The 22,392-nt window shown below is 72.8% G+C and carries 21 protein-coding genes and 2 tRNA genes; 7 read left to right on the forward strand and 16 right to left on the reverse strand.

From position 1 onward, the window contains the following. Positions 1-5: 5 nt before the first annotated feature. The 5 genes from pdxS to pgsA form a co-directional block, all read right to left on the reverse strand. On the reverse strand, positions 6-926 hold the full coding sequence (pdxS, locus tag ACN6LM_RS14470) for a pyridoxal 5'-phosphate synthase lyase subunit PdxS (RefSeq protein ID WP_018103870.1): 921 nt from the start codon (positions 924-926) through the stop codon (positions 6-8). Between the two features lie 150 nt (positions 927-1,076). After that, the gene (locus ACN6LM_RS14475) at positions 1,077-1,625 is read right to left on the reverse strand and encodes a hypothetical protein (RefSeq protein WP_445065768.1); all 549 of its coding nucleotides are present in this window, start codon (positions 1,623-1,625) and stop codon (positions 1,077-1,079) included. A 36-nt stretch (positions 1,626-1,661) separates the two neighbouring features. Further along, positions 1,662-2,822: a glycosyltransferase family 4 protein gene (locus ACN6LM_RS14480; protein ID WP_445065769.1), complete on the reverse strand. Its 1,161-nt coding sequence runs from the start codon at positions 2,820-2,822 to the stop codon at positions 1,662-1,664. Then, positions 2,819-3,760 (reverse strand): phosphatidylinositol mannoside acyltransferase, encoded by a 942-nt coding sequence (locus ACN6LM_RS14485; RefSeq protein WP_445065770.1) that lies wholly within the window; start codon positions 3,758-3,760, stop codon positions 2,819-2,821. The genes ACN6LM_RS14480 and ACN6LM_RS14485 overlap by 4 nt, the downstream gene beginning before the upstream one ends. Beyond that, on the reverse strand, positions 3,757-4,407 hold the full coding sequence (pgsA, locus tag ACN6LM_RS14490) for a phosphatidylinositol phosphate synthase (RefSeq protein ID WP_445065771.1): 651 nt from the start codon (positions 4,405-4,407) through the stop codon (positions 3,757-3,759). The genes ACN6LM_RS14485 and pgsA overlap by 4 nt, the downstream gene beginning before the upstream one ends. A 371-nt stretch (positions 4,408-4,778) precedes the next feature. Between pgsA and ACN6LM_RS14495 the strand changes: the two genes are divergently transcribed. Then, a complete protein-coding gene (locus ACN6LM_RS14495; protein ID WP_445065772.1) occupies positions 4,779-6,989 on the forward strand; it encodes an elongation factor G-like protein EF-G2 in 2,211 nt (736 codons plus the stop codon). Positions 6,990-7,143: 154 nt separating this feature from the next. Continuing rightward, positions 7,144-8,814: a hypothetical protein gene (locus tag ACN6LM_RS14500; RefSeq protein ID WP_445065773.1), complete on the forward strand. Its 1,671-nt coding sequence runs from the start codon at positions 7,144-7,146 to the stop codon at positions 8,812-8,814. 68 nt (positions 8,815-8,882) lie between these two features. Here ACN6LM_RS14500 and ACN6LM_RS14505 read toward each other — a convergent pair whose 3' ends face one another. After that, positions 8,883-9,443: an HIT family protein gene (locus ACN6LM_RS14505; protein WP_365684176.1), complete on the reverse strand. Its 561-nt coding sequence runs from the start codon at positions 9,441-9,443 to the stop codon at positions 8,883-8,885. 66 nt (positions 9,444-9,509) lie between these two features. Between ACN6LM_RS14505 and ACN6LM_RS14510 the strand changes: the two genes are divergently transcribed. Continuing rightward, positions 9,510-10,187 carry a potassium channel family protein gene (locus ACN6LM_RS14510; protein WP_445065774.1) on the forward strand — a complete coding sequence of 226 codons (678 nt, stop codon included), beginning with the start codon at positions 9,510-9,512 and terminating at the stop codon, positions 10,185-10,187. Positions 10,188-10,269: 82 nt separating this feature from the next. On the opposite strand, the gene thrS is transcribed toward ACN6LM_RS14510, so the two are convergent. From thrS to ACN6LM_RS14525, 3 genes are all read right to left on the reverse strand, one after another. Continuing rightward, positions 10,270-12,246, reverse strand: a complete 1,977-nt coding sequence (thrS, locus tag ACN6LM_RS14515; RefSeq protein WP_445065775.1) for a threonine--tRNA ligase — start codon at positions 12,244-12,246, stop codon at positions 10,270-10,272. Positions 12,247-12,338: 92 nt separating this feature from the next. Next, complete coding sequence (locus tag ACN6LM_RS14520) at positions 12,339-13,526, reverse strand: hypothetical protein (RefSeq protein ID WP_445065776.1); 1,188 nt, start codon at positions 13,524-13,526, stop codon at positions 12,339-12,341. Further along, positions 13,526-14,092 (reverse strand): DUF4365 domain-containing protein, encoded by a 567-nt coding sequence (locus ACN6LM_RS14525; RefSeq protein WP_445065777.1) that lies wholly within the window; start codon positions 14,090-14,092, stop codon positions 13,526-13,528. The genes ACN6LM_RS14520 and ACN6LM_RS14525 overlap by 1 nt, the downstream gene beginning before the upstream one ends. A gap of 189 nt (positions 14,093-14,281) precedes the next feature. On the opposite strand from ACN6LM_RS14525, the gene ACN6LM_RS14530 reads away from it, so the two are divergent. Continuing rightward, positions 14,282-15,007: a 3'-5' exonuclease gene (locus tag ACN6LM_RS14530; protein WP_445065778.1), complete on the forward strand. Its 726-nt coding sequence runs from the start codon at positions 14,282-14,284 to the stop codon at positions 15,005-15,007. Positions 15,008-15,073: 66 nt separating this feature from the next. Here the strand turns inward: ACN6LM_RS14530 and ACN6LM_RS14535 are convergent. Continuing rightward, positions 15,074-15,145 (reverse strand) — tRNA-Val (locus ACN6LM_RS14535). A gap of 39 nt (positions 15,146-15,184) precedes the next feature. Further along, positions 15,185-15,631 carry an SRPBCC family protein gene (locus ACN6LM_RS14540; protein WP_445065779.1) on the reverse strand — a complete coding sequence of 149 codons (447 nt, stop codon included), beginning with the start codon at positions 15,629-15,631 and terminating at the stop codon, positions 15,185-15,187. 95 nt (positions 15,632-15,726) lie between these two features. Between ACN6LM_RS14540 and ACN6LM_RS14545 the strand changes: the two genes are divergently transcribed. Continuing rightward, positions 15,727-18,192 (forward strand): SCO7613 C-terminal domain-containing membrane protein, encoded by a 2,466-nt coding sequence (locus tag ACN6LM_RS14545; protein WP_445065780.1) that lies wholly within the window; start codon positions 15,727-15,729, stop codon positions 18,190-18,192. Between the two features lie 61 nt (positions 18,193-18,253). Here ACN6LM_RS14545 and ACN6LM_RS14550 read toward each other — a convergent pair. Together ACN6LM_RS14550 and ACN6LM_RS14555 are read right to left on the reverse strand one after the other, a co-directional pair. Continuing rightward, a tRNA-Val gene (locus ACN6LM_RS14550) sits at positions 18,254-18,325 on the reverse strand. A 66-nt stretch (positions 18,326-18,391) separates the two neighbouring features. Then, positions 18,392-18,883, reverse strand: a complete 492-nt coding sequence (locus tag ACN6LM_RS14555) for a TIGR02611 family protein (protein WP_445065781.1) — start codon at positions 18,881-18,883, stop codon at positions 18,392-18,394. A 189-nt stretch (positions 18,884-19,072) separates the two neighbouring features. On the opposite strand from ACN6LM_RS14555, the gene ACN6LM_RS14560 reads away from it, so the two are divergent. After that, positions 19,073-19,486 (forward strand): SsgA family sporulation/cell division regulator, encoded by a 414-nt coding sequence (locus ACN6LM_RS14560; protein ID WP_003959770.1) that lies wholly within the window; start codon positions 19,073-19,075, stop codon positions 19,484-19,486. A 193-nt stretch (positions 19,487-19,679) separates the two neighbouring features. Then, positions 19,680-20,255, forward strand: coding sequence for a CGNR zinc finger domain-containing protein (locus ACN6LM_RS14565; protein WP_445065782.1), 576 nt, complete (start codon positions 19,680-19,682; stop codon positions 20,253-20,255). Positions 20,256-20,259: 4 nt separating this feature from the next. On the opposite strand, the gene ACN6LM_RS14570 is transcribed toward ACN6LM_RS14565, so the two are convergent. From ACN6LM_RS14570 to ACN6LM_RS14580, 3 genes are all read right to left on the reverse strand, one after another. Beyond that, positions 20,260-20,415 (reverse strand): hypothetical protein, encoded by a 156-nt coding sequence (locus tag ACN6LM_RS14570; RefSeq protein ID WP_018103853.1) that lies wholly within the window; start codon positions 20,413-20,415, stop codon positions 20,260-20,262. Between the two features lie 155 nt (positions 20,416-20,570). Next, positions 20,571-21,542 carry an acetylxylan esterase gene (locus ACN6LM_RS14575; protein ID WP_445065783.1) on the reverse strand — a complete coding sequence of 324 codons (972 nt, stop codon included), beginning with the start codon at positions 21,540-21,542 and terminating at the stop codon, positions 20,571-20,573. Positions 21,543-21,770: 228 nt separating this feature from the next. Next, positions 21,771-22,241, reverse strand: coding sequence for a hypothetical protein (locus ACN6LM_RS14580; protein ID WP_445065784.1), 471 nt, complete (start codon positions 22,239-22,241; stop codon positions 21,771-21,773). Between the last annotated feature and the right edge of the window lie 151 nt (positions 22,242-22,392).

A 22,392-nucleotide genomic window follows, 5' to 3' on the forward strand; every position in this document is an offset into this window, starting at 1 on the left:
GGTGACTACCAGCCGCGGTTGGCGTAGCGCTCGGCCTCGGGCAGCGTGTCGCAGTTGATGCCGACCATGGCCTCGCCCAGGTTCCGGGAGGCGTCCGCGATGATCTTCGGGTCGTCGTAGAAGGTGGTGGCCTTCACGATGGCGGCGGCGCGCTTGGCCGGGTCGCCGGACTTGAAGATCCCGGAGCCGACGAAGACGCCCTCGGCGCCGAGCTGGCGCATCAGGGCCGCGTCGGCCGGGGTGGCGACGCCGCCCGCGGAGAACAGGACGACGGGCAGCTTGCCCAGCTCCGCGACCTCCTTGACCAGCTCGTAGGGGGCGCGCAGGTCCTTGGCGGCGGCGTACAGCTCGTTGTTGTCGTAGCCGCGCAGCCGGGCGATCTCGTTCTTGATCTGGCGCAGGTGGCGGACGGCCTCGACCACGTTGCCCGTGCCCGCCTCGCCCTTGGAGCGGATCATGGCCGCGCCCTCGGCGATACGGCGCAGCGCCTCGCCCAGGTTGGTGGCGCCGCAGACGAACGGGGTGGTGAAGGCGAACTTGTCGCTGTGGTTGACCTCGTCCGCCGGGGTCAGGACCTCCGACTCGTCGATGTAGTCGACGCCGAGGGACTGGAGGACCTGCGCCTCCACGAAGTGGCCGATGCGGGACTTGGCCATCACCGGGATGGACACCGACTCGATGATCTCCTCGATCATGTTCGGGTCGGACATCCGGGCCACGCCGCCGTCCTTGCGGATGTCGGCCGGCACCCGCTCCAGGGCCATGACGGCCACGGCGCCCGCGTCCTCGGCGATCTTCGCCTGCTCGGCGTTGACGACGTCCATGATCACGCCGCCCTTGAGCTGCTCGGCCATGCCGCGCTTGACGCGGGCGGTGCCGGTGGCCGGGGCGTCGGCGGACTGCGGGGTGCTGGGAAGCGTGGACACGACTGACCTCACTGGGGGGAGCGGATGCGGACGCGCCGAATGGCGCAGTCCCGAGCAAACGCCCCCGCACCAGTCCACAGCAAGGGCCAATATGGGGCCGGTGGATCGTTTTCGCCCAGGCCCCCGCGTACGGGAACGGGGCACTGTCCGTCAGGTGCCCGGCCGGTCCGCCAGGGCCACCGGCGGCTCGTCGTCCATCTCGAACGCCAGCGGGAACGGCGCGTGCCCCGCCAGCCGGAACCACCGCACCGTACGGTGCCGGCGCAGCGCCCGCGCCGCCCGGACCGCGTCGTTGTGGAAGCGGCGCGCCATCGGCACCCGCCGCACCGCGGCCGCCAGCTCGGACGCCGCCTCCTGACCCCCGGGGATCTCCCGTACCGCCTCCACCTGCGCACTCTCACCGAACACCGCGCGCAAGGCGGTGCTCAGCTCGCTCTCGGCGACCTCGCGGTGGTCCTCGGGCGACTGCCTCGCGGCGTGCGCGGCCTCGTACAGCACGATGGACGCGGCCGGGTCGAGGACGCCGGAGGTGGCGAGCTCCTGGGTGACCGAGGCCCGGCGCAGCAGTTGCGCGTCGAGGGCGGCCCGGGCCGCGTCGATGCGGGCGTGCAGCCGGTCGAGACGGCCGGCGGTCCAGCTGAGGTACAGGCCGATCGCGACGAGCACCACGACGGCCCAGATGATGAGGGTTACGGTCACGGGCGGCAAGGCTACCGGGGCGAGGCCCCCGGCCGGTTACTCCCGTGCCAGTCCGAACCGGGCCCGCAGCCCCGTGCGTTCGTCGGCCGCGACCGAGGCGGCGCCGTCCGTCACCGTCTCGTACACCGCGAGGATGTCCGCCCCGACCGTCGACCAGTCGAAGCGCCGCACATGGGCGCTCCCCCGCTCGCGCAGCCCCGCTCGCCGCTCCGGGTCGCCCAGCAGCCGGATCGCCGCCCCGGCCAGCGCGTCCGCGTTCTCGTTGGCGAACAGCTCGCCCGCCGCGCCCTGGTCCAGGACCTGCGCGAACGCGTCCAGGTCGCTGGCGAGGACCGGCGCGCCCGCCGACATGGCCTCGACCAGGATGATCCCGAAACTCTCGCCCCCGGTGTTGGGCGCCACGTACAGATCGACGCTGCGCAGCAGCCGCGCCTTGTCCTCGTCGCTCACCATCCCGAGGAACTCCACGCGTGAGCGCATCTCCACGGGCAGCGAGGCGACGGCCTCCTCCTCGTCGCCCCGGCCGGCCACCAGCAGCCGGGTCTCCGGGCGGGCCGCGAGGATCGCGGGCAGCGCGCGCATCAGCACGGGCAGGCCCTTGCGGGGCTCGTCGATGCGGCCGATGAAGCCGATCGTGCCGCCCTGCCACTCGGGCCGGGGCTCGGCCCGCGCGAAGAAGTCGACGTCCACCCCGTTCGGGATGACCACCGCGTCGCCGCCCAGGTGCTCGACCAGGGTCCGGCGGGCGTACTCGCTGACCGCGATCCGCGCGCTGATCTTCTCCAGCGCCGCCTGCAGGATCGCGTACGCGGCGATCATCGCCCGGGACCGCGGGTTGGACGTGTGGAACGTGGCGACGATCGGGCCCTGCGCCGCCCAGCAGGTCAGCAGCCCCAGCGACGGCGAGGTCGGCTCGTGGATGTGGATGACGTCGAACGTGCCCTCGTGCAGCCAGCGCCGCACCCGCGCCGCCGACAGGAACCCGAAGTTCAGCCGGGCCACCGAGCCGTTGTACGGCACCGGCACGGCCCGGCCCGCGGAGACCACGTACGGCGGCAGCGGCGTCTCGTCGTCGGCCGGGGCCAGCACGGACACCTCGTGGCCGAGCCGGATCAGATGCTCGGCCAGGTCGCGGATGTGGAACTGCACACCGCCCGGAACGTCCCAGGAGTACGGGCAGACGATGCCGATCTTCACGTCGGGTCTCCGCTCCGGTCTCCGTAAGGTTCGAGGTCGGCGAGCCAGAGCCGTTGCAGCATGTGCCAGTCCTCCGGGTGCTCGGCGATGCCCACGGCGAACGCGTCGGCCAGGGCCTGTGTCATCAGAGACGTCTTCCCGGCCCGGTCACCTGTCTCCGGCACCTCGACCGGCGGATGGATCCGCGCCTTCATCACCGGCGTGTCGTCGTACGAGAGCGTCACCGGCAGCAGCAGCGCGCCGGTCTGCTGGGCCAGCAGCGCGGGCCCGGCCGGCATCCGGGCCGTATCGCCGAAGAACGAGACCTCGATGCCCGACGCGGACAGATCGCGGTCGGCGACCAGGCAGACCAGACCGCCCGACCGCAGCCGCCGGGCCAGCGTCCCGAACGCGGCGCCGCCGGTGTGCGGCAGCACCTCCATGCCCAGGCCCTCGCGGTAGGCGACGAACCGGTCGTACAGCGATTCCGGCTTCAGCCGCTCGGCGACCGTGGTGAACGGCACCTTCAGGTCCGTGGTGACCCACGCCCCGGCCAGGTCCCAGTTCCCCAGATGCGGCAGGGCGAGGATCACCCCGCGCCCCGAGTCCAGGCCGTCCGTCAGCCGGTGCGCGTCCGTGACGTCGATCGACGCCTTGATCCGCTCCGGGCTCCAGGTCGGCAGCCGGAACGACTCCATCCAGTAGCGCATGTACGAACGCATGCCGGCCCGCGAGAGGGCGGCCAGCCGGTCCGGATCGGCGTCCGGCACGACCCGCTTCAGGTTGGCCTCAAGGCGCAGCACGCTCTTGCCGCGCCGCTTCCACACCTGGTCGGCGAGGGTGCGGAACAGGGCCCGGGCGGCCGGTTCGGGCAGCGTCTTGACCGCCGTCCACCCCAGCCCGTACAGCGCGTCGCTCAGCCGCTCCCTCGCGCCGGGCCGCGCGTCGGCGCCGCTCACTGCCCGTCCGCGTCCGCCGCGTCCGCCTCCGCCGCCTCACGGCGCACGGTGACGACCCGCTGGATCAGCGTCACCAGGCTGCCCACGGCGACGATCCACAGGGCGATCGGCAGCAGCACCTGGATGCCCGGCACCCCGAACTTGTGCAGACCCGCCAGACCGGCCGCCACCAGCGAGATCACCAGGCGCTCGGCACGCTCCACGAGCCCGTTGACCGCCACCGGCAGCCCGATCGACTCACCGCGCGCCTTGGTGTACGAGACCACCTGACCGCTCGCCAGGCAGAAGATCGCCACCGCGCACAGGATGTTGTCGTCGCCGCTGCCCGCGTACCAGAGGGCGAAGCCGCCGAAGATCGCGCCGTCGGCGACCCGGTCGAGCGTGGAGTCCAGAAACGCGCCCCACCGGCTGGAGATGCCCGCCTGGCGCGCCATGTTCCCGTCGACGAGGTCGGAGAACACGAAGACCGTGATGACGATCGTGCCCCAGAAGAACTCGCCCATCGGGAAGAAGACCAGCGCACCGGCCATCACCCCGGCCGTACCGATCAGGGTGACCGCGTCCGGGCTCACGCCGAGACGGAGGAGCAGTGCGGCGAACGGCGTGAGGACACGCGTGAAAAAGGCACGCGCGTACTTGTTCAGCATGGCCTTCCCGAGGGGTAGCTGGGCCGCGTGACCCCGTCGGCCACCGGCTGGAGGGTTGCTGAAGGCCCTGGCCGGTCGGGGAACGGTGGCCGGTGCGTGCGGCTGCAAGGCGCCGGAGCGTCTCCATGGCGGAGCCATGAAGGCGTTTCGGCAGCACCGCAGACGTGCGTGCCGGGCGCCGCGAGCCCGGCCAGGGCCTTCAGCACCCTCCGGGCCCATCGTAGTCACGCCCGGCGACCGTCACCGTCCGGGCACCCCGGCCCCCCGCGCGCGACGTGTGGACGCGGTCCCGGGGCGGTGCCAAGCTCGGAATACGCGGGCGTCGCCGCCCCTGAGCGCGTGCCCGTGCGCCATCGACGGGAGGCATCACCATGGGCGACAAGGCTCACGCACGCATCGGAGCCGCCGGAGGGACACCGGCGGCCGGCCGCCGCCCCCGCGCCCTGCGCAACGTGGCGCTGGTCGGCCACAGCGGCTCCGGCAAGACCACGCTGGTCGAGGCGCTCGCGCAGACCGCGGGCGCCCTGGGCCGGGCGGGCCGCGTCGAGGACGGCACGACCGTCTCCGACCACGAGGAGATCGAGCACCGCCAGAACCGGTCCGTCCAGCTCTCCCTGGTCCCCGTGGACTGGGACGGCCACCGGATCAACCTGCTGGACACCCCCGGGTACGCCGACTTCGTCGGTGAGGTCAGGGCCGGGCTGCGGGCGGCGGACGCGGCCCTCTTCGTCGTCTCGGCCGCCCAGGAGGCCGAGGCCGTGGCCGCGACCACCCGCGCGCTGTGGGAGGAGTGCGCCGCCGTCGCCATGCCCCGCGCCATCGTGGTCACCCACCTCGACACCGCCCGCACCCCGTTCGACGCGATGACCCGGGTCTGCGGCGAGCTCTTCGGCGGCGACGACCCCGACGCCGTGCTCCCCCTCCACCTGCCCGTGCTCGGCCCCGAGGCAGCCGACGGGCACGCCCCGCTCACCGGCCTCACCGGCCTGCTCACCGAGCGCGTCTTCGACTACTCCGGCGGCGAGCGCGCCGAGCACCCCCCGTCCGGCGACGAGCGGACGCCCCTGGCCGAGGCACGCGCCCGCCTCATCGAGGGCATCATCGCGGAGAGCGAGGACGAGACCCTGATGGACCGCTACCTCGGCGGCGAGTCCATCGACACCGGCACCCTGATCACCGACCTCGAACGCGCCGTGGCACGCGGCTCCTTCCACCCCGTCCTCGCCGCCGCGCCCGCCGCCGAGGGCGCCCGCCAGGGCGTCGGCACCGTCGAACTCCTCGACCTGATCGCCGGCGGCTTCCCTACCCCGCGCGAACATCCGCTGCCCGCCGTCACCACTCCGGACGGCTCCCCGCTCCCCGCCCTCGACGGCGACCCCGGGGGCCCCCTGGTCGCCGAGGTCGTCAAGACGTCCTCCGACCCCTACGTCGGCCGGCTCTCCCTCGTCCGCGTCTTCAACGGCACCCTGCGCCCCGACGACACCGTCCACGTCCACGGCCACGGGCTCGGCTCCCCCGCGCACGAGGACCGCCCCGACCACGAGGCCCGCACCCGCGTCGGCGCCCTCACCTCACCCTTCGGGAAACAGCAGCGGCCCCTCGCCGCGTGCGTGGCCGGTGACCTGGCCTGCGTCGCCCGGCTGGAGACCGCCGGAACCGGCGACACCCTCTCCGGCACCGGCCACCCCCTCCTCCTCGAACCCTGGACCACCCCCGACCCCCTGCTCCCGCTCGCGGTCCGGGCCCACAGCAAGGCCGACGAGGACAAGCTCTCCCACAGCCTGGCCCGCCTGGTCGCCGAGGACCCGGCCATCCGCCTCGAACAGAACCCGGACACCGGACAGCTCGTCCTGTGGTGCCTGGGCGAAGCCCACCTGGACGTCGCCCTGGACCGGCTGCGCGACCACTACGGCGTCCAGGTCGACGCCGTCCCGCACCGCGTCGCCCTCCGCGAGACCTTCGCCGGACCCGCCACCGGGCGCGGCCGCCACGTCAAGCAGTCCGGCGGCCACGGCCAGTACGCGGTCTGCGAGATCGACGTCGAACCGCTGCCCGCCGGCTCCGGCGTCGAATTCGTGGACCGGGTCGTCGGCGGCGCCGTGCCCCGCCCGTTCATCGCGTCCGTCGAGAAGGGCGTCCGCGCCCAGGCCGCCCGGGGTGTCGCCGCGGGCCACCCCCTCGTGGACGTGCGGGTGATCCTGCGGGACGGCAAGGCGCACTCCGTGGACTCCTCCGACGCCGCCTTCCAGACCGCCGGCGCCCTGGCCCTGCGCGAGGCCGCCGCCGATGCCCACGTCCAGTTCCTGGAACCCGTCGCCGAGGTCGGCGTCCTGGTGCCCGACGACTACGTCGGCCCGGTCATGAGCGACCTCTCGGGCCGCCGGGGCCGGGTCACCGGCACCGAGCAGTCCGGCTCCGGACGCACCCTCGTCCGCGCCGACGTACCCGAACTGGAGATCGACCGGTACGCGGTGGACCTGCGCGCCCTGACCCACGGCACCGGCCGCTTCGACCGCGCGTACGCCCGCCACGAGCCGATGCCCGCACAGCTCGCCGACCGCGTCCACGCCCGGCAGGGATGACGCGAAAGCGCCCGCTTCCCCGAACGTTGTCCACAGGGCCGGACGGCGGACGTATCCGGACGATACGCTGAGACCCCAGCTCAGAAAGTGTGCCGGGCACGGCAGTTGGGAAACAGCCGCAGGAGCGGTTCCTCGGTGGCGAGTGGGGGCGACAGTGGCCAGCAACGGATTCGATTTCTCACCCGGAGCGCAGATTCCGCTCCAGGGTTCGGGAGGCGCGGCGGTGGCGACCAACGCCCTCGCCTCCGCCGCGTACCGCGACAGCCCGGTGGAGGACATCCTCAAAGCCAACAGCGAGTGGCACAAGTCCGAGGTGAAGACCGGCCGTTCCGGCTTCCTCAAGTCCGACTACTTCAAGCCCAATCTCGGCGAGGCGTTCGCCCGCGCCGTCCAGGAGCGCATGCTCGGCGGCGCCCGCAAGGACCTCATCCAGTCCTTCGGCACCGACCCGCAGACCGTGGTCGAGCACTGCCTCTCCGCGAACAGCCTGCGCAAGGCACGCGACACCCGGCTCACCGCCGTCACCGTGCTGTTCGGCTTCCTGTTCCTGCCGGGCATGCTGCTGTGGGTCATCGTCTTCCGGCTGCGCGACGGCTTCGCCAAGACCAAGGACCGGCTCCTCACCACCCTCGGCAACAGCCTGCTGCCCCTGGTCGGCATCGGCATCGTCTTCCTGATGATCCGGCTCCCCCTCACCGGGCTCCTCGGCCTCTACCTGCGCGCGATGTTCGTCGCCCCGGTCATCGGCTGGTACTTCGCCAAGCGGATCGCCGAAAGGTCCGCCCAGGACATGCGCGCCCGCTGGGAGGGGCTGCTCTCCGGCGGCGGCGTCACCGCCAAGATCCCCGAGACGGTCCCGAAGAATCCCAACGAGACCGCCCGCGAGGCCCTGCGCCAGGGCCTGGAGAAGCTCTCCGCCGAGCAGCAGTCCAACTCCGTCTTCTACGCCGGCCCCAAGGGCATCCTCGGCATGGGCACCCGCTGGGGCAGCTGGCAGCTCGCCGAGGACCTCGTCGCCAAGGAGCCCGGCAAGGAGATCCACCAGTTCCGCAGCTGGGACGTCATCCGCGTCATCCACGACCAGCTCAAACTGCTGGAACGGGGCCCGCTGAACACCGGCGGATTCCCCACCCCCTCCGTCAACCACTGGATCGTCACTCCCATCGGGGAGAACGCGGACAGCGTCACCCGCCCTCAGGGCGAGGACGTCGCCACCTACCAGATCAAGCCCCACGAGATACAGCGGATCTGCAACCACCAGCAGTTCGGCGGCGGCAACCGCCACTACCTCGGCGTCCAGTTCACCCTCTGGGACGGCCAGCTCGTCATCACCATGATGATCACCGTCACCGTCCTCTACGAGACCCTGCGCATCGAGGTCACCGGGCACGCCCTGGGCCCCGTGCACTCCCTCTTCACCAGCAAGCCCGCCGCGAAGACCCGGACCGTCAACAAGACCGTCCGGTTCTGGGAGACCCGCGACATCACCCTCGCCCTGGTCGACGCCCACGAGGTGACCCGTCTCGCCCTGCGCGCCCCGTTCACCTGGTATCCGCCGCTCCTGGACTACCTCGGCGGCAAGATCGCCCTGCCCGAGCCCTTCGGCCTCCGCCATGCCTGGGCCGAGAAGCCCTGGCGCCACCGCTTCATGGCCGACGACGCCATGCGCGCCGCCACCCCCGTCCTGCGCGTCGTCCACAACGCCGCCATCAAGGTCCTGGAGGAGCACGGCGTGGACACCGAGCGCTTCGCGGGCCGCTCGTCGGTCCTGAGTGGCCTGGTCCAGGCCCCCGCCCCCGGCAAGGCCGACCTCTACGACGCATAACCGGCCGGGTACGCGTGCGGGGCGCCCCGGAAGACCCGGAACGCCCCGCACGGCGAGCAGCAGAGGAATCAGGCGGCCGGCCAGGCGTCCGCCAGCATCTTCCGTGTGTCCGCCAGCAGCTGCGGCAGCACCCTGGTGTGCCCCACCACCGGCATGAAGTTGGCGTCGCCACCCCACCGGGGCACCAGGTGCTGGTGCAGGTGCGCGGCGATGCCCGCACCCGCCACCGCACCCTGGTTCATCCCGATGTTGAAGCCGTGCGCACCCGAGGCCGCCCGCAGCGCGGTCATCGCCCGCTTCGTGAAATCGGCCAGCTCCGCCGTCTCGGGACCGTCGAGCTCCGTGTAGTCCGCGACATGCCGGTACGGCACCACCATCAGGTGCCCGCCGTTGTACGGGTACAGATTCAGCACGGCGTACACCTTCGCACCGCGCGCGACGACGAGCCCGTCCTCGTCCGACTTCTCCGGAATCCCGCAGAACGGACAGCCGTCCCCCGCCTCCGGGCCGGTCGGCTTGTTCTCGCCCTGGATGTACGCCATCCGGTGGGGCGTCCACAGGCGCTGGAACGCGTCGGGCGTCCCCACTCCGATCTGCTGCTCCGGCTCACTCGTCATGCCGGCCAGCATATTGCTTCACCTGTGCGGAGCGTGTCGCCGGGGCCGATCCCCGCCACGCACCGCGATGCTGGGCCGATGAGCGTGCGCACCCCGGACCAGCCCCCTCCCGCTCTGACCCGCTGGGAGCGGCGCACCGAGGTTCCGCTTCTCGCCGCTTCCCTGGTCTTCCTCGCCGGCTACGCGTCCCGCGTCCTCGCCCCGTACGACGCCGAGCCCTGGCACGACCTCTCGCTCGCCCTCGTCGGCGCGACCTGGCTGCTCTTCGTCCTCGACTACGCGGTACGCCTCAGGCTCAGCGGCCTCGGCCTCCGCTTCGTCCGCGTCCGCTGGCTCGACACCCTCGTCCTGGTGCTGCCGCTGCTGCGCCCGCTGCGCATGGTGCAGGTCTACACGGCCGTCCAGGAGAAGCGCGCCCGCCCGCGCCTCGGCCTGTACGCGCGGGTGATCTCGTACGCCGGGATGACCGCCGTGCTCCTCGGTTTCTCGGCGGCCCTCAGCGTCTACCACTGGGAGCACGACGCCCCGGACGCCTCGATCCGCACGTTCGGGGACGCGGTCTGGTGGGCGTGCGAGACGCTGACGACGGTGGGGTACGGGGATGCCGTACCGGTGACGGCGACGGGCCGGACCATCGCGGCGGGCCTGATGGCGTGCGGCCTGGCGCTGCTGGGAGCGGTGACGGGCGCCTTCTCGTCGTGGCTGATCCAGGTGTTCCGGAGGCAGGACGAGGAGGAGCCCCCGGCGAGCGGGTAGCTCGGCCGGGGGCCCAGCCCCGCTTGCGCGGGGAGTGGTCAAGCTCGTTGCCGAGCTTGCGGTGATCGCGCGGGGATCCGCGTCACACCTGCACGCGACGCTCCACCACGTCAACGAGCTTGGCGATCGCTTCGTCACGGGCGATGCCGTTCTCCTGCGACCCGTCGCGGTACCGGAACGACACCGTGCCCGCGTTCATGTCGTCGTCACCGACGATGATCATGAACGGCACCTTGGCGCGCTGGTGGTTGCGGATCTTCTTCTGCATCCGGTCCGACGACGCGTCCACGTCGACGCGCAGCCCCTTCTTCCGGGCCTCCGCCGCGAACTCCTGGAGGTACGGGATGTGGGTGTCGCCGATCGGGATGCCGACCGCCTGGACCGGGGCCAGCCAGACCGGGAACGCACCCGCGTAGTGCTCCAGGAGCACCGCGAAGAAGCGCTCGATGGAGCCGAACAGCGCGCGGTGGATCATGACCGGGCGCTGCTTGGAGCCGTCCGGTCCGGTGTACTCCAGGTCGAACCGCTCCGGCAGGTTGAAGTCGAGCTGGATGGTCGACATCTGCCAGGTCCGCCCGATGGCGTCCCGCGCCTGCACCGAGATCTTCGGGCCGTAGAACGCGGCCCCGCCCGGGTCCGGGACCAGGGGCAGACCCTGCTTCTCGGCGACCTGGCGCAGCGTCTCGGTGGCCTCTTCCCAGGTCTCGTCCGACCCGACGAACTTCTCCGGGTCCTTGGTGGACAGCTCCAGGTAGAAGTCGGTGAGCCCGTAGTCGCGGAGCAGGTTGAGGACGAAGGTGAGCGTGCGGTCCAGCTCCTCCGCCATCTGCTCACGGGTGCAGTAGATGTGCGCGTCGTCCTGCGTGAAGCCGCGCGAGCGGGTCAGGCCGTGCACGACGCCCGACTTCTCGTACCGGTACACCGTGCCGAACTCGAAGAGACGCAGGGGCAGTTCACGGTACGAGCGGCCGCGCGCGTCGAAGATCAGGTTGTGCATCGGGCAGTTCATCGGCTTGAGGTAGTAGTCCACCCCGTCGTCGAGCTGCATGGGCGGGTACATGCCGTCGGCGTACCAGTCCAGGTGGCCGGACTTCTCGAAGAGCTTGCCCTTGGTGGCGTGCGGCGAGTAGACGAACTCGTAGCCCTCCTCCTCGTGCCGGCGGCGCGAGTAGTCCTCCATGGCCCGGCGGATGACGCCGCCCTTGGGGTGGAAGACGGCGAGGCCGGGGCCGATCTCGTCCGGGAAGGAGAAGAGGTCCAGCTCGTTGCCGAGCTTGCGGTGGTCGCGCTTGGCGGCCTCCTCCAGGAACTCCAAGTGCGCCTTGAGCTCGTCCTTGGTGGGCCAGGCGGTGCCGTAGATGCGCTGGAGCATCGGATTGCGCTCGCTGCCCCGCCAGTACGCGGCAGCGTTCCGCATCAGCTTGAAGGCCGGGATGAACCGGGTGGTCGGCAGGTGCGGGCCCCGGCAGAGGTCCTTCCAGCACAGCTCGCCGGTCTTCGGGTCGAGGTTGTCGTAGATGGTCAGCTCGCCGCCGCCCACCTCGACGTCCGCGCCGTCGTCCGAGGAGGCGGAGCCCTTGATGCCGATGAGCTCCAGCTTGTACGGCTCGTCGGCCAGCTCCTCGCGGGCGGCCTCGTCCGTCACGACCCGGCGGGAGAACTTCTGGCCCCGCTTCTGGATCTCCTGCATCCGCTTCTCGATGGCCTTGAGGTCCTCGGGCGTGAACGGCTTCTCGACGTCGAAGTCGTAGTAGAAGCCGTCCTTGACCGGCGGGCCGATGCCGAGCTTGGCCTCGGGGTGCAGCTCCTGCACAGCCTGGGCCATGACGTGCGCGGTGGAGTGGCGCAGGATGTTGAGGCCGTCCTCGGAGGAGATCTCCACGGGCTCGACGGTCTCGCCGTCCTTGAGCTCGTACGCGAGGTCCTTCAGCTCGCCGCCGACGCGGGCCGCGACGACGGTGCGCTCGCCGGGGAAGAGCTCGGCCGCCGTAGTGCCCGTCGTCACCACGCGCTCTTCCCGCTCGGAATCGCGTTGGATGGTCACACGGACGTCTGACACCGGTCTCTCCTGACTCAGGGGGTTGCGCCCGCATTCCTGTCGCGCGCGCAACAGGAATCGTACCGAGCCGAGGGCCCCCATTGCGAAAGGCCCTACTCCCCCGCGCACGCCTCCTCGAAGAAGTCCACGTTCTCCTGGAGCGACTTCATCAGCCGGTCCCGTTCCTCGTCGTCCACCTGAACGGGGACGACCTGCGACGCCCCGGTCAGCCGCCGGAAGCCGCCCCGGCTCTCCAGCCGGCCCTCCACCCGGACCGGCAGCCCGACCAGATGGGCCTGGCCCGCGATCCGGTACGCCTCCTCGTCCAGCTCGATCCGGACGTGCGGCACCTCGGCCCCGGCCAGTACCCGCAGGCGTACGATCCCCGCCCCGCGCGGCCCCGAGCGGCGCAGCCGGACGACGGCCCCGGTGATCCGTACGGTGACGGCGGGCTCGTCGCGCAGGTAGCGGGCCCCGGCCCGGCGCAGCGCGGGCAGGTCACCCGGGGAGAACTCGACGGGTTCGGGGAGGGCGGGGCAGCCGGCGGGGGTTCCGGCGGCAGGCGCCCAGTCCAGCGCGATCGCGGCGCCCTCCGAGCCCCGGACGAGGGCGACGACCGCCTCGGTCAGCTCCCTGCTGACGCCCGCCGCGACGGCGTTGTCGAAGGCTTCCATGCCGCCGGTGGCCCGTTGGTAGTCCACCGCCTCGCGGGTGGCGTGCAGGGCGTGGTGGAGCCGGACGGCGACGGGGCGGCCCGGATCGACGGGGACGAAGGCGGTCAGCGACCGGCCACCGGGTCCGGGGCCGGTGAGCACGGGGCCGAGGGCGGCAAGGGCGCGGCTGCGGCGGCGGGCGCCGTGGTAGCCGGCCGGACCCCGGACTGCGAGCGCACCGGCCAGCAGGATCTGGCGGGCGGCGCTGTGAAGCTGTTCCGCGCCGAGCCAGTCGGCGGTCCCGGCGGCCGGTTCGGGGACCTCGCGGCGCCAGCGGATCTCGTCGCTGGGGACGGTGAGGGCGACCAGGATCTCGCGGGCGGAGGGGGCGGCGCTGCGGGCGAGCGCGGTCAGGGCCTCGCCGAGCAGGTCCTCGCTGTCGGGAAAGGTCCTGGTGCGGGGCACGAGGAGGCTGGTGGTGCCGCCGGGCGGGGTCCAGCGGCTGTACGGGCCGCCCTCTCCCCCGCGCCGCTGCCAGCCGTGCCGGGCGAGCAGGGTGCCGAGGACGCCGGGGTCGACACGGGCAGGGTCGGGCAGGCCCCAGGAGTGCGGGGCGGCCTCGCCGTGGAGGCGTACGGGCTCGTGCATCAGGGTCTCCCTCCCGCCCCGACGCGGGTCATGATCTCGCAGAGCGCCCGGTCGTCGAAGACGCGCGAGGTCAGGAGCCGCACGGTGGTCCGGTGGCGGCCGGTCACGGGGTGGCCGGCCAGGTTGGTCCAGTAACAGCAGTGCCGCAGGTCGAGGCTGTCGGGGCCGGCCCGCAGCCAGTCGTCCTGGCTGCGGGGCACGAGCATCACGACCAGGATCTTGTGCACCGACACGGGCGTCCGGGCGAGCTTCACCAGGTGGGCGTTGTCCAGCGTGAAGGCGAAGGACGGGCCGGGCGGCCGGGGCGGTATCTGGTAGGTGCACTTCAGCTGGACCTTGATGGTCACCTCGTCGTCCACGAGATGGCCGGCGGAACCGTGGCTGACGTGCCAGTCGATGCCGTTGTCGGGAAAGGGCTGCGACAGCGAGCAGCCCGCCGCCGCGGCGACGGCGTGGAGATAGCCCACCTGGAGGGTCTCCATGCAGGCGGTGGTGGCGAGTCCGCCGCGCAGCGGTCCGGTCCGCTGGGGCAGCAGCCCGCTCGGGTCGGGCTGCGCGAGCGCCATGGCTCCGTAAGCCTTCCGGGCCGTACCGATGGGGATGAGGGGTGCCGGGCGGTCAACTTCCGCTGCCGGTACTTCTGTTGTCACCGCACGGGACCGTGCGCAAACGGCGTATCAGGCAAAGGGTGCGGGTATCACCGAACCGGGCGGAGGAATCCCGCCATCTGCCGTGCGTGCGCGAGGAGTTCGGGGATGACTCATTGGTACGAAGGGCCGCTGGCCGCTTTCGACACGGAGACGACGGGTGTGGACGTCGAGGAGGACCGGATCGTCTCGGCCGCCCTGGTGGTCCAGGACCGGGCGGACGGCCCGGTGCGCGTCACCCGCTGGCTGGTGAATCCGGGGGTTCCGGTGCCTCCGGGGGCGACGGAGATCCACGGGCTGACCGACGACCACCTCCAGCGCAACGGACGCTGGCCGGCGCCCGCGGTGGAGGAGATGGCGCGGGCGCTGGCCGAGCAGCGCGCGGCGGGGCGGCCGCTCGTCGTGATGAACGCACCGTTCGATCTGACCCTGCTGGACCGGGAGTTGAAGCGGCACCGGGCGTCATCGCTGGGCGCGTACCTGGAGGGTTCGCCGCTGTGTGTGCTCGACCCCCGGGTGCTGGACAAGCACCTGGACCGCTACCGCAAGGGCCGGCGCACACTCACGGACCTGTGCGAGCTGTACGGGGTGCTGCTGGACGGGGCACACGACGCGGCGGCGGACGCGGCGGCCTCGCTGGAGCTGGTGCGGGCGGTGGGGCGCCGCTTCTCCGCCCGCCTCGAGCGGCTGAGCCCGGCGGAGCTGCACACGCTCCAGGCGGTGTGGCACGCCGCGCAGGCGCGGGGGCTCCAGGCGTGGTTCGCGCGGAGCGGGACCCCGGAGACGGTGGACCCGTCCTGGCCGCTGCGTCCGGAGCTGCGCACGGCGGCATGAGCGGTCGGCGTCCGGACACACAGAGGCCGGTCCGTCGGTGGTGCTGACGGACCGGCCTCTCCGGGGTGGGCGATACTGGGTTCGAACCAGTGACCTCTTCGGTGTGAACGAAGCGCTCTCCCACTGAGCTAATCGCCCGGGAACGGGTTGAACCATACAGGGCGGGGAGGCCGTGGTTCAAACCGCTTCCAGCCGGGCCGCGAGCCCGCGCCGCCCGGCCCGCATCATCAGGGCGTGGTTGGCGCGGAACACCGGCCGGCAGGGCAGCGCGAGGACCCGCAGCAGCGTCCGGCGCACCTCGACCTCCTGCTCGTACACGACGCGGGTGCCGCGGCCGTGGGGCGCGACCGTCCAGCGGACCCAGCCGTCGAGATCGCCGCCGAGCGCGGCTTCGAGGACGCCGTGCACCGGATCGTGGCGCCGTTCGCGCACGGTCGTGACGAGGTCGTACGGGAGCAGGGAGCGGATGCGGGTGGTGCCCGTGTCGCTCCCGGACCGGGTGACCTCGCGAACCTGCGGCCACCACCGCGGATAGTCCTCGACGCGTTCGAGTTCGGCGTACACGGCGTCGGGCGGCGCCTGAAGCTTCCATACGCTGACGAATCGGTAGTGGTTCCAGTTCACTTCCCCATGATGCGCCCCGGGGTGCGCGTACTCAGGCGGGCATCTGAGTACGCGGACGCATGTTCGGCCACGTGGCGCGCAGCACACTCGCGTCCATGGAACATGTGCCGCCGCCCGCAGAGGAATTGGCGCTCCTCGATCGTGAACTGGCCTGGCTGGACACCCGCCGGGCCCAGCTGCTGACCCGCCGCGCCTGGCTGCTGCGGGCGCTGCAAGCCACCGGGCCCGCCCCCCGGGGCCCGGTCGCGCCCTGGGGTCCAGGCCCCGGAGGGTTCGGGCCGGCGGGTCCGGCCCCCGAGCGCAGCGTGCAGAACGTGCTGCTGGTCCTCGGCGGGTTGCTGCTGGCTGTCGCCGCCCTCGCGTTCACCCTGGTCAGCTGGGGCGACCTGGGCATCGGCGGGCGCAGCGCGGTGCTGACCGCGGTGACGGCCGGGGCGCTGGCCGCTCCGGCGGTCCTGCTGCGCCGGGGTCTGGGCGCGACGGCCGAGGCGCTGGCGGCGGTGGCGTCGGTGCTGATGGTGCTCGACGCGTACGCGGTGTACGCGGTGGCGGTGCCGGACGCGGACGGTGCCGCGTACGCGGGGACGGCGGCAGCGGTCCTCGCACTGCTGTGGGCGGCCTACGGGCTGCTCCTGGGCAGGCTGCGGCTGCCGCTTCCGCTGGCGGTCGTCTCGGCGCAGCTGCCGCTGGTGCTGTGGGTGTGGGCGGCGGGCGGCGGGCCGCTGTGGTTCTCGGGGGCGCTGCTGCCGGCGGCCGCGCTGGACGGCGTGGTGGCGCTCAGGGCCGGACGGGCGTCGGTACGGGTCGTGGCGTGCGTCGCCCTGTGTGCGACGGGCGGGACCGGGCTGCTGGTGGCCCTGGTGGAGTCGCTGGCTGCGGCCGGACCCGCCGGTGCGGTGGCGCCGGGGGCACTGCTGCTGGCCGGTGCTGCGGCGGCTCTGGCGGGGGCGCGCCGCGCTCCGGTCGCGTTCGCGACGGCGGGCGGCGTGGTGGCCGGTCTCGCGGCCGTGGCGGCGGTGGGCGGGGTGCCCGCCGCTGCGGTGCCGGACGGCTGGCCCGTGACGGCGTACCTGCTGTGCGCCGGGGCGCTGCTGTGCTCCGTACGCGCTCCGCTGGGCCTCGCGGCGGCCCGGGGGCTCGCGTGGGCGTCGGCGGTCGTGGCGGCCGGCGCGGTCCTGGTCTCGCTGGCCCCGGTGACGGTGGTCGCGGCGGGTCCGGTGACGCGGCTGGGCGCGGTGTGGTCCGGCGCTCCGCGCGGCGGGGCCCGGGGCGCGGTGGGTGCGACGGATCTGCCATGGGAGGCGATGGTGTCCGCCCCGGTGGTGCTGCTGCTGGTGGCCGGGGCGCTCGGGGCCGCGTTCCGCTGGCGGGAGGGCCTGCTCCGGTGGGCCGGGCCCGTACTGGTGCCCGGGCCCGCGTGGCGGGGTGCGGCGGGTTCGGCGGCGGTGGCGCTGGGCTGGGCGGGGCTCATGGTGCTGCCGGCCGCGCTGGACCTGTCCTTCGCCGCGGCCCGGGCGGGACAGCTGGTCCTGGCCGTGGCGGCGTTCGGCCTGGCGGTGGCCGGGCTGCGGGCCGGGGCGCGTGGTGTGGCGGTGACCGCCGGTGCGGTCGGGGTCGCCGGTGCGGTGGGCGCGGCGCTGCTCTCGCTGGCGACCGAGGCGGCCACGTACACGGCGTTCGGTCTGCTCGTGGTGGTGTTCGTGGCACTCGCGGTGGCCCTGGACCGGCAGCGGGGGGCCTCGCCGGTGGTGGTGTCGGCGGCGGCCTGTGCGGCCGTGGTGTGCGCCGTGGTGCCGATGGCGGCGCTGGGGGCTTCGCTGGGGCTCGCGGTGTACGAGGCGGCTGTGCCGGTGCTCGCGGTGCCGGCGGTGACGGCGTTGCTGGGGGCCCGGCTGAAGGGCCGCCCGGTGGCGGTGCCGGTCGAGGTGACCGGTGCGGCGGCGGGCGTGGTGGCGGTCGCCATGGCGGTGGGGGACGCGCGGTTCCTGGCGCTGGTGCTGGCGCTGTGCGGGGTGCTCGCGGCGGGGACGGCGCTGCGCCCGGATCGGCGTCCGTTCGCGGGGTACCTGGCGACGGTGCTGTTCGTGGCGGCGGCGTGGGTGCGGCTCGCGGTGTCGGGGGTGTCGGCGCCGGAGGCGTACACCCTGCCGGTGACGGTGCCGGCGCTGGTGGTCGGGGTGCTGCGGCGGCGCCGCGATCCGTCGGCCTCGTCGTGGGCGGCGTACGGGGCGGGGCTCGCCGTGACGCTGGTGCCGTCGCTGGGCGCGGCCTGGACGGACCCCGACTGGACGCGCCCGCTGCTGCTGGGGGTGGCGGCCCTGGGGGTCACGCTGGTGGGGGCGCGGCTGCGGCTCCAGGCGCTGCTGGCGCTGGGCGGCGCGGTGCTGGCGCTGGACGCGCTGCACGAGCTGGCGCCGTACGTGGTGCAGGTGGCGGGGGCGCTGCCGCGGTGGGTGGCGCCGGCGCTGGCCGGGGTACTGCTGCTGGCGGTGGGGGCGACGTACGAGAAGCGGCTGCGGGACGCCCGGCGGCTGAAGGAGGCGCTGGGGCGGATGCGGTGAGGCGCGGGCGGGAACGCCGACGGCCCGGAAGCTCTTGGAGCTTCCGGGCCGTCGGTCCGGGTGGGCGATACTGGGTTCGAACCAGTGACCTCTTCGGTGTGAACGAAGCGCTCTCCCACTGAGCTAATCGCCCGGGCGCACCGCAAACATTACCCCATGTCAGCGGCGCCCCGTGACCACCTAGGGGAGCGCTCCGGGGTCACTCGTGGATCTTCCAGGGCATGACGATCCCGAACTTCCACACGTAGATCCCGACGAGCACCGCGATGATCACGAGTCCGGTCGCCGTGAGGATGATGTTGCGCCGGCGGACCTTGGGGTCGAGCGCCCGCTGGGCGGCCTCGGTGACCTTGCGCCGGGTCCAGCGCAGCACCAGCTGGGCCCAGACGAACTCGGTCGCCCAGATCGCCATGCCGCCGAAGATCACCAGCCAGCCGGGGCCCGGCAGCGGCAGCATGATGATGCCGGCCACCACGACGGCCAGGCCGACGACGAAGACGCCGACCTGCCAGCTGAGGTGCAGTGCCCTGGACGCCTTGATGAAGCCGGGCGCTCTGGAACCGAGCGCCGGCTCCTCCTTGGCCACTCCCGGTATGACGTCCCCCGTCGCATCGCGAGGCGCTTCCCCCGCGGCGGGAGCCGGTGTCCTCGCTGCCGCGACACCCTCCCGCTCGTCACTCTCCGCGTTCATGGGCCCAACTTACCGGACTGCCTCGTGTCACTGGAATGGCCGCATGACGCAAAGTTACACACCGCTGTACGAGCTACCCGAAGCATCTCAAAACGGTCAGAGGGGTTTACAACGCCACCGTAGGTGGCATGTCGATTTCGCCGACGTGCGAATCCCCGAGCGCACACTGAGCGAAAGGCCCTGGCGCTTATGAACACCACGGTCAGCTGCGAGCTGCACCTGCGCCTCGTTGTGTCGAGCGAGTCCTCACTGCCTGTACCCGCGGGCCTGCGGTATGACACGGCCGATCCCTATGCCGTGCACGCCACCTTCCACACCGGAGCGGAGGAGACGGTCGAGTGGGTTTTCGCCCGCGACCTCCTTGCCGAAGGGCTGCACCGGCCCACCGGCACCGGAGACGTACGTGTCTGGCCATCCCGTAGTCACGGCCAGGGCGTCGTCTGCATCGCGCTGAGCTCCCCAGAGGGCGAAGCACTGCTCGAGGCCCCGGCACGGGCCCTGGAGTCGTTCCTGAAGCGGACCGACGCCGCGGTTCCACCGGGCACCGAACACCGTCACTTCGACCTCGATACGGAGCTCTCACACATCCTGGCCGAGAGCTGAGCCAGGCCGAGAGCTGCACGACGCCGTCCGACTCGGGGAGACGGCGTCGCGCGGACAACCTCATACGGCTGACACCGGCGCCGGTGACCGCGGATCCACCGCGGTGACCGGCGCCGGTCCGCGCCCTGCCCGAGCCAGTAGAGTCGTCCGGCATCGGCGGGCGCCCGTCCGCCGGAGGCCAGGGAGCGAAAGCGTGCTGATCCCCCACGACACCCGGAGCGCCCTCGACCTGGTGGTCGATCTGGTGAACACCGCGCCGGAGAGCGAGCCGGAGGGGGGTGCCGCGCCGGCCGACGGACTCGCCGACGTCGCGGCACTCCACGCGTTCGCCGTACGCCACCGGGTGAGCGGAATCGGTGTGCTCGACCAGCGGGACCTGCGGGCGGTGCACGAGGTGCGCGCCCGGTTCGCCGAGGTCTTCGCCGCCGAGGACGCGCGCACCGCCGCCGGGCTGGTGAACGCCCTGGTGGCCGCGGCGGGCACCACTCCGCAGCTCACCGCCCACGACGGCTACGACTGGCATGTGCACTACTTCTCGCCGGACGCCTCGATCGCCGACCACCTGGCGGCCGACTGCGGCATGGCCCTCGCCTTCATCATCGTGGCGGGCGAGACGGAGCGGCTGCGGCGGTGCGAGGCGCCGGACTGCCGGCATGCCTTCGTGGACCTCTCGCGCAACCGCTCCCGCCGCTACTGCTCCAGCCGCACCTGCGGTAACCGCCTGCACGTGGCCGCGTACCGGGCTCGCCGCCGGGAAGCGGCCGGCTGACCGCTCACAGCAGGAAGAGATCGTGCAACGCGGCCATCAGCAGCAGGCTGCCGACGACCGTGAGGAAGATCATCAGAGGGGGCTGGGAAAGCGCGAAGAGGCAGCCGCGCGGCTCTTCGCCAGGGGGTGCGGGGGCGTCGCCCCGGGAGGTGTCCACCATTTCGGGACGATCATGACGCAGTCCCGGGAGTGCTCGTTACCAACATGCCCCTCCCGGGCGGGAGTTCACCCCTCACGGGGGCGTCCGTAATCGCTCCGGCGTCCGATTTTCCCTTACGTTTTCGGGTTGCCGCCCCCGCCCCGCACCGCGTCGGCTCAGTGCAGCTCGCGCAGCATCCGCAGCTGCGCCTGGCGGTGGACGCCGGTGCCGCCCTCGTGGCCGTTCCAGGGGTAGATCTCGATCTCCTTGGGTCCGGCCCAGCGGTTGTAGGCGGCGAAGACCGTGGAGGGCGGGCAGATCGCGTCCATCAGGGCGACCGAGTACAGCGCGGGCACGGTCGCGCGTGCGGCGAAGCTGACGCCGTCGAAGTACGACAGGGTGCGGAACACCTGGGCGTCCGCGCCGTGCCGGGTGGCGAGGAACCGGACGATCTCCTGGTACGGGTCCTCGTCGGTGATCTCGACGGCCCGCCGGAAATGGGTCAGGAACGGCACGTCCACGAACGCGGCCTTCACATCCGGGCTGAGGGCCGCCACGGCCTGCGTGATGCCGCCGCCCTGGCTGGCGCCGTTCACGACGATGCGGGCCGGGTCGACGGACGGGTGGCTGCGGGCGACCTCGACGGCCCGCACCGCGTCGGTGAAGACCCGGCGGTAGTAGTACGTCTCCGGGTCGAGGATGCCGTTGGTCATGAAGCCGGGCGCCTGCGGGTTGGCGGCGCCGTACGGGTCCGGGGTGGCGCCCGCCGAGTGGTGGTTGACCGCGCCCTGGCCCCGGGTGTCCACGATCAGCGCGGCCCAGCCGGCCGACGGCCACACCAGGTGGTCGTGGGGCAGCCCGCGCCCGCCGCTGTAGCCGAGGTAGTGCACGACGGTCGGCAGGGGGCCATCGGCGCCCGCGGGGACGTTCAGCCAGGCGCGTATCCGGTGCCCGCCCCAGCCGGCGAACGACACGTCGTACGAGTCGACCGCGGTCAGCGCACCGTCGTAGGGCGCGAACTCGGCGTCCAGCGGGTGGGCGGCGGCCTCGTCCAGGGTGAGCTGCCAGAAGGCGTCGAAGTCCTCCGGCTCGTCGGGGTCGGGCCGGTAGCCCCGCAGCTGGTCCAGGGGCAGGTCGAACAGGGCCATCGCTTCTCCGTCTCGGGCACGCGGAAGGGGGCGGCGTGCGCCGCACGGTCCACGTGTCCCGCCCCCGGTGTCATAGGGCCTGAACGCATACGTTCGCAGCCCAGCGGGACGCTATGCGGGACCGCCGGGCAGGGTCAAGGAATCCCGGGCGAAACGATTCACCTGGTGAGACGGGGCGGGGCCCGCCGCATGGTGCGGCGGGGCCCGCGGGTCCGGACGCCTCCGGTGTCAGATGCCGTGCTTCTTCAGGATGGCCTCGATGTCGCTGAAGTCCTCGCCGGCTCCGGCCGGGGCCGACTGCCTGCCCTGCTTCGCGGGCTTGGCGCGCGAGCTCGCGCCGCCCGCCGGGGAGCCCGCGCCGAGCGAGGGGGCGGACGCGGCCGGTTCCACGGCCTCGCCCCGGGCGGCCCGGGCGGCCGCCCGGCGTTCCTTGCGACCGCCGCCGCCCCGGCGTTCCACCGCGCGCGTGATCATGAAGAGCAGCCAGGCCACCCCCAGCAGGCCGAAGCCCAGCCAGACGCTCGGTTTGAAGGCGACGTCCGACACCCACTTCACGACCCCCGTCAGCACCAGGCCGACCGGCACCAGCGAGTAGGCGGCGATCCTCGTCGCGGTGAGGAACCGCTTGCGGTACGCGGTGACGGCCGCGATGCCCAGGCCCGCCGCGGACACCGCGGAACACATGGTCTCGGCAAGCATCGGTGCCTCCTGGCGCAGGGGATACGTCCCTTCCATCCTGCACCGGCCACCGGGCGGGCGGCCATGCCCCGGGCCCGTATCAGGGACATCTCAGGGGCCGGGCTCCTTCCCAGGTGCCGTACCGGCGGTGCCGGGATGAGACCGGGCCGCC

The sequence above is a fragment of the Streptomyces sp. SAS_281 genome (assembly GCF_052542855.1).

Bases quoted from the DNA above. Each gene is read 5' to 3' on its own strand.
- ACN6LM_RS14505 (WP_365684176.1), bottom strand. From the start codon at position 9,443: ATGCTGGCCGGCATGACGAGTGAGCCGGAGCAGCAGATCGGAGTGGGG.
- ACN6LM_RS14555 (WP_445065781.1), bottom strand. From the start codon at position 18,883: ATGAACGCGGAGAGTGACGAGCGGGAGGGTGTCGCGGCAGCGAGGACA.
- pgsA (WP_445065771.1), bottom strand. From the start codon at position 4,407: ATGCTGAACAAGTACGCGCGTGCCTTTTTCACGCGTGTCCTCACGCCG.
- ACN6LM_RS14570 (WP_018103853.1), bottom strand. From the start codon at position 20,415: ATGGTGGACACCTCCCGGGGCGACGCCCCCGCACCCCCTGGCGAAGAG.
- ACN6LM_RS14560 (WP_003959770.1), top strand. From the start codon at position 19,073: ATGAACACCACGGTCAGCTGCGAGCTGCACCTGCGCCTCGTTGTGTCG.
- ACN6LM_RS14510 (WP_445065774.1), top strand. From the start codon at position 9,510: ATGAGCGTGCGCACCCCGGACCAGCCCCCTCCCGCTCTGACCCGCTGG.
- ACN6LM_RS14495 (WP_445065772.1), top strand. From the start codon at position 4,779: ATGGGCGACAAGGCTCACGCACGCATCGGAGCCGCCGGAGGGACACCG.
- ACN6LM_RS14545 (WP_445065780.1), top strand. From the start codon at position 15,727: ATGGAACATGTGCCGCCGCCCGCAGAGGAATTGGCGCTCCTCGATCGT.
- ACN6LM_RS14575 (WP_445065783.1), bottom strand. From the start codon at position 21,542: ATGGCCCTGTTCGACCTGCCCCTGGACCAGCTGCGGGGCTACCGGCCC.
- ACN6LM_RS14525 (WP_445065777.1), bottom strand. From the start codon at position 14,092: ATGGCGCTCGCGCAGCCCGACCCGAGCGGGCTGCTGCCCCAGCGGACC.
- ACN6LM_RS14580 (WP_445065784.1), bottom strand. From the start codon at position 22,241: ATGCTTGCCGAGACCATGTGTTCCGCGGTGTCCGCGGCGGGCCTGGGC.
- ACN6LM_RS14530 (WP_445065778.1), top strand. From the start codon at position 14,282: ATGACTCATTGGTACGAAGGGCCGCTGGCCGCTTTCGACACGGAGACG.
- ACN6LM_RS14520 (WP_445065776.1), bottom strand. From the start codon at position 13,526: ATGCACGAGCCCGTACGCCTCCACGGCGAGGCCGCCCCGCACTCCTGG.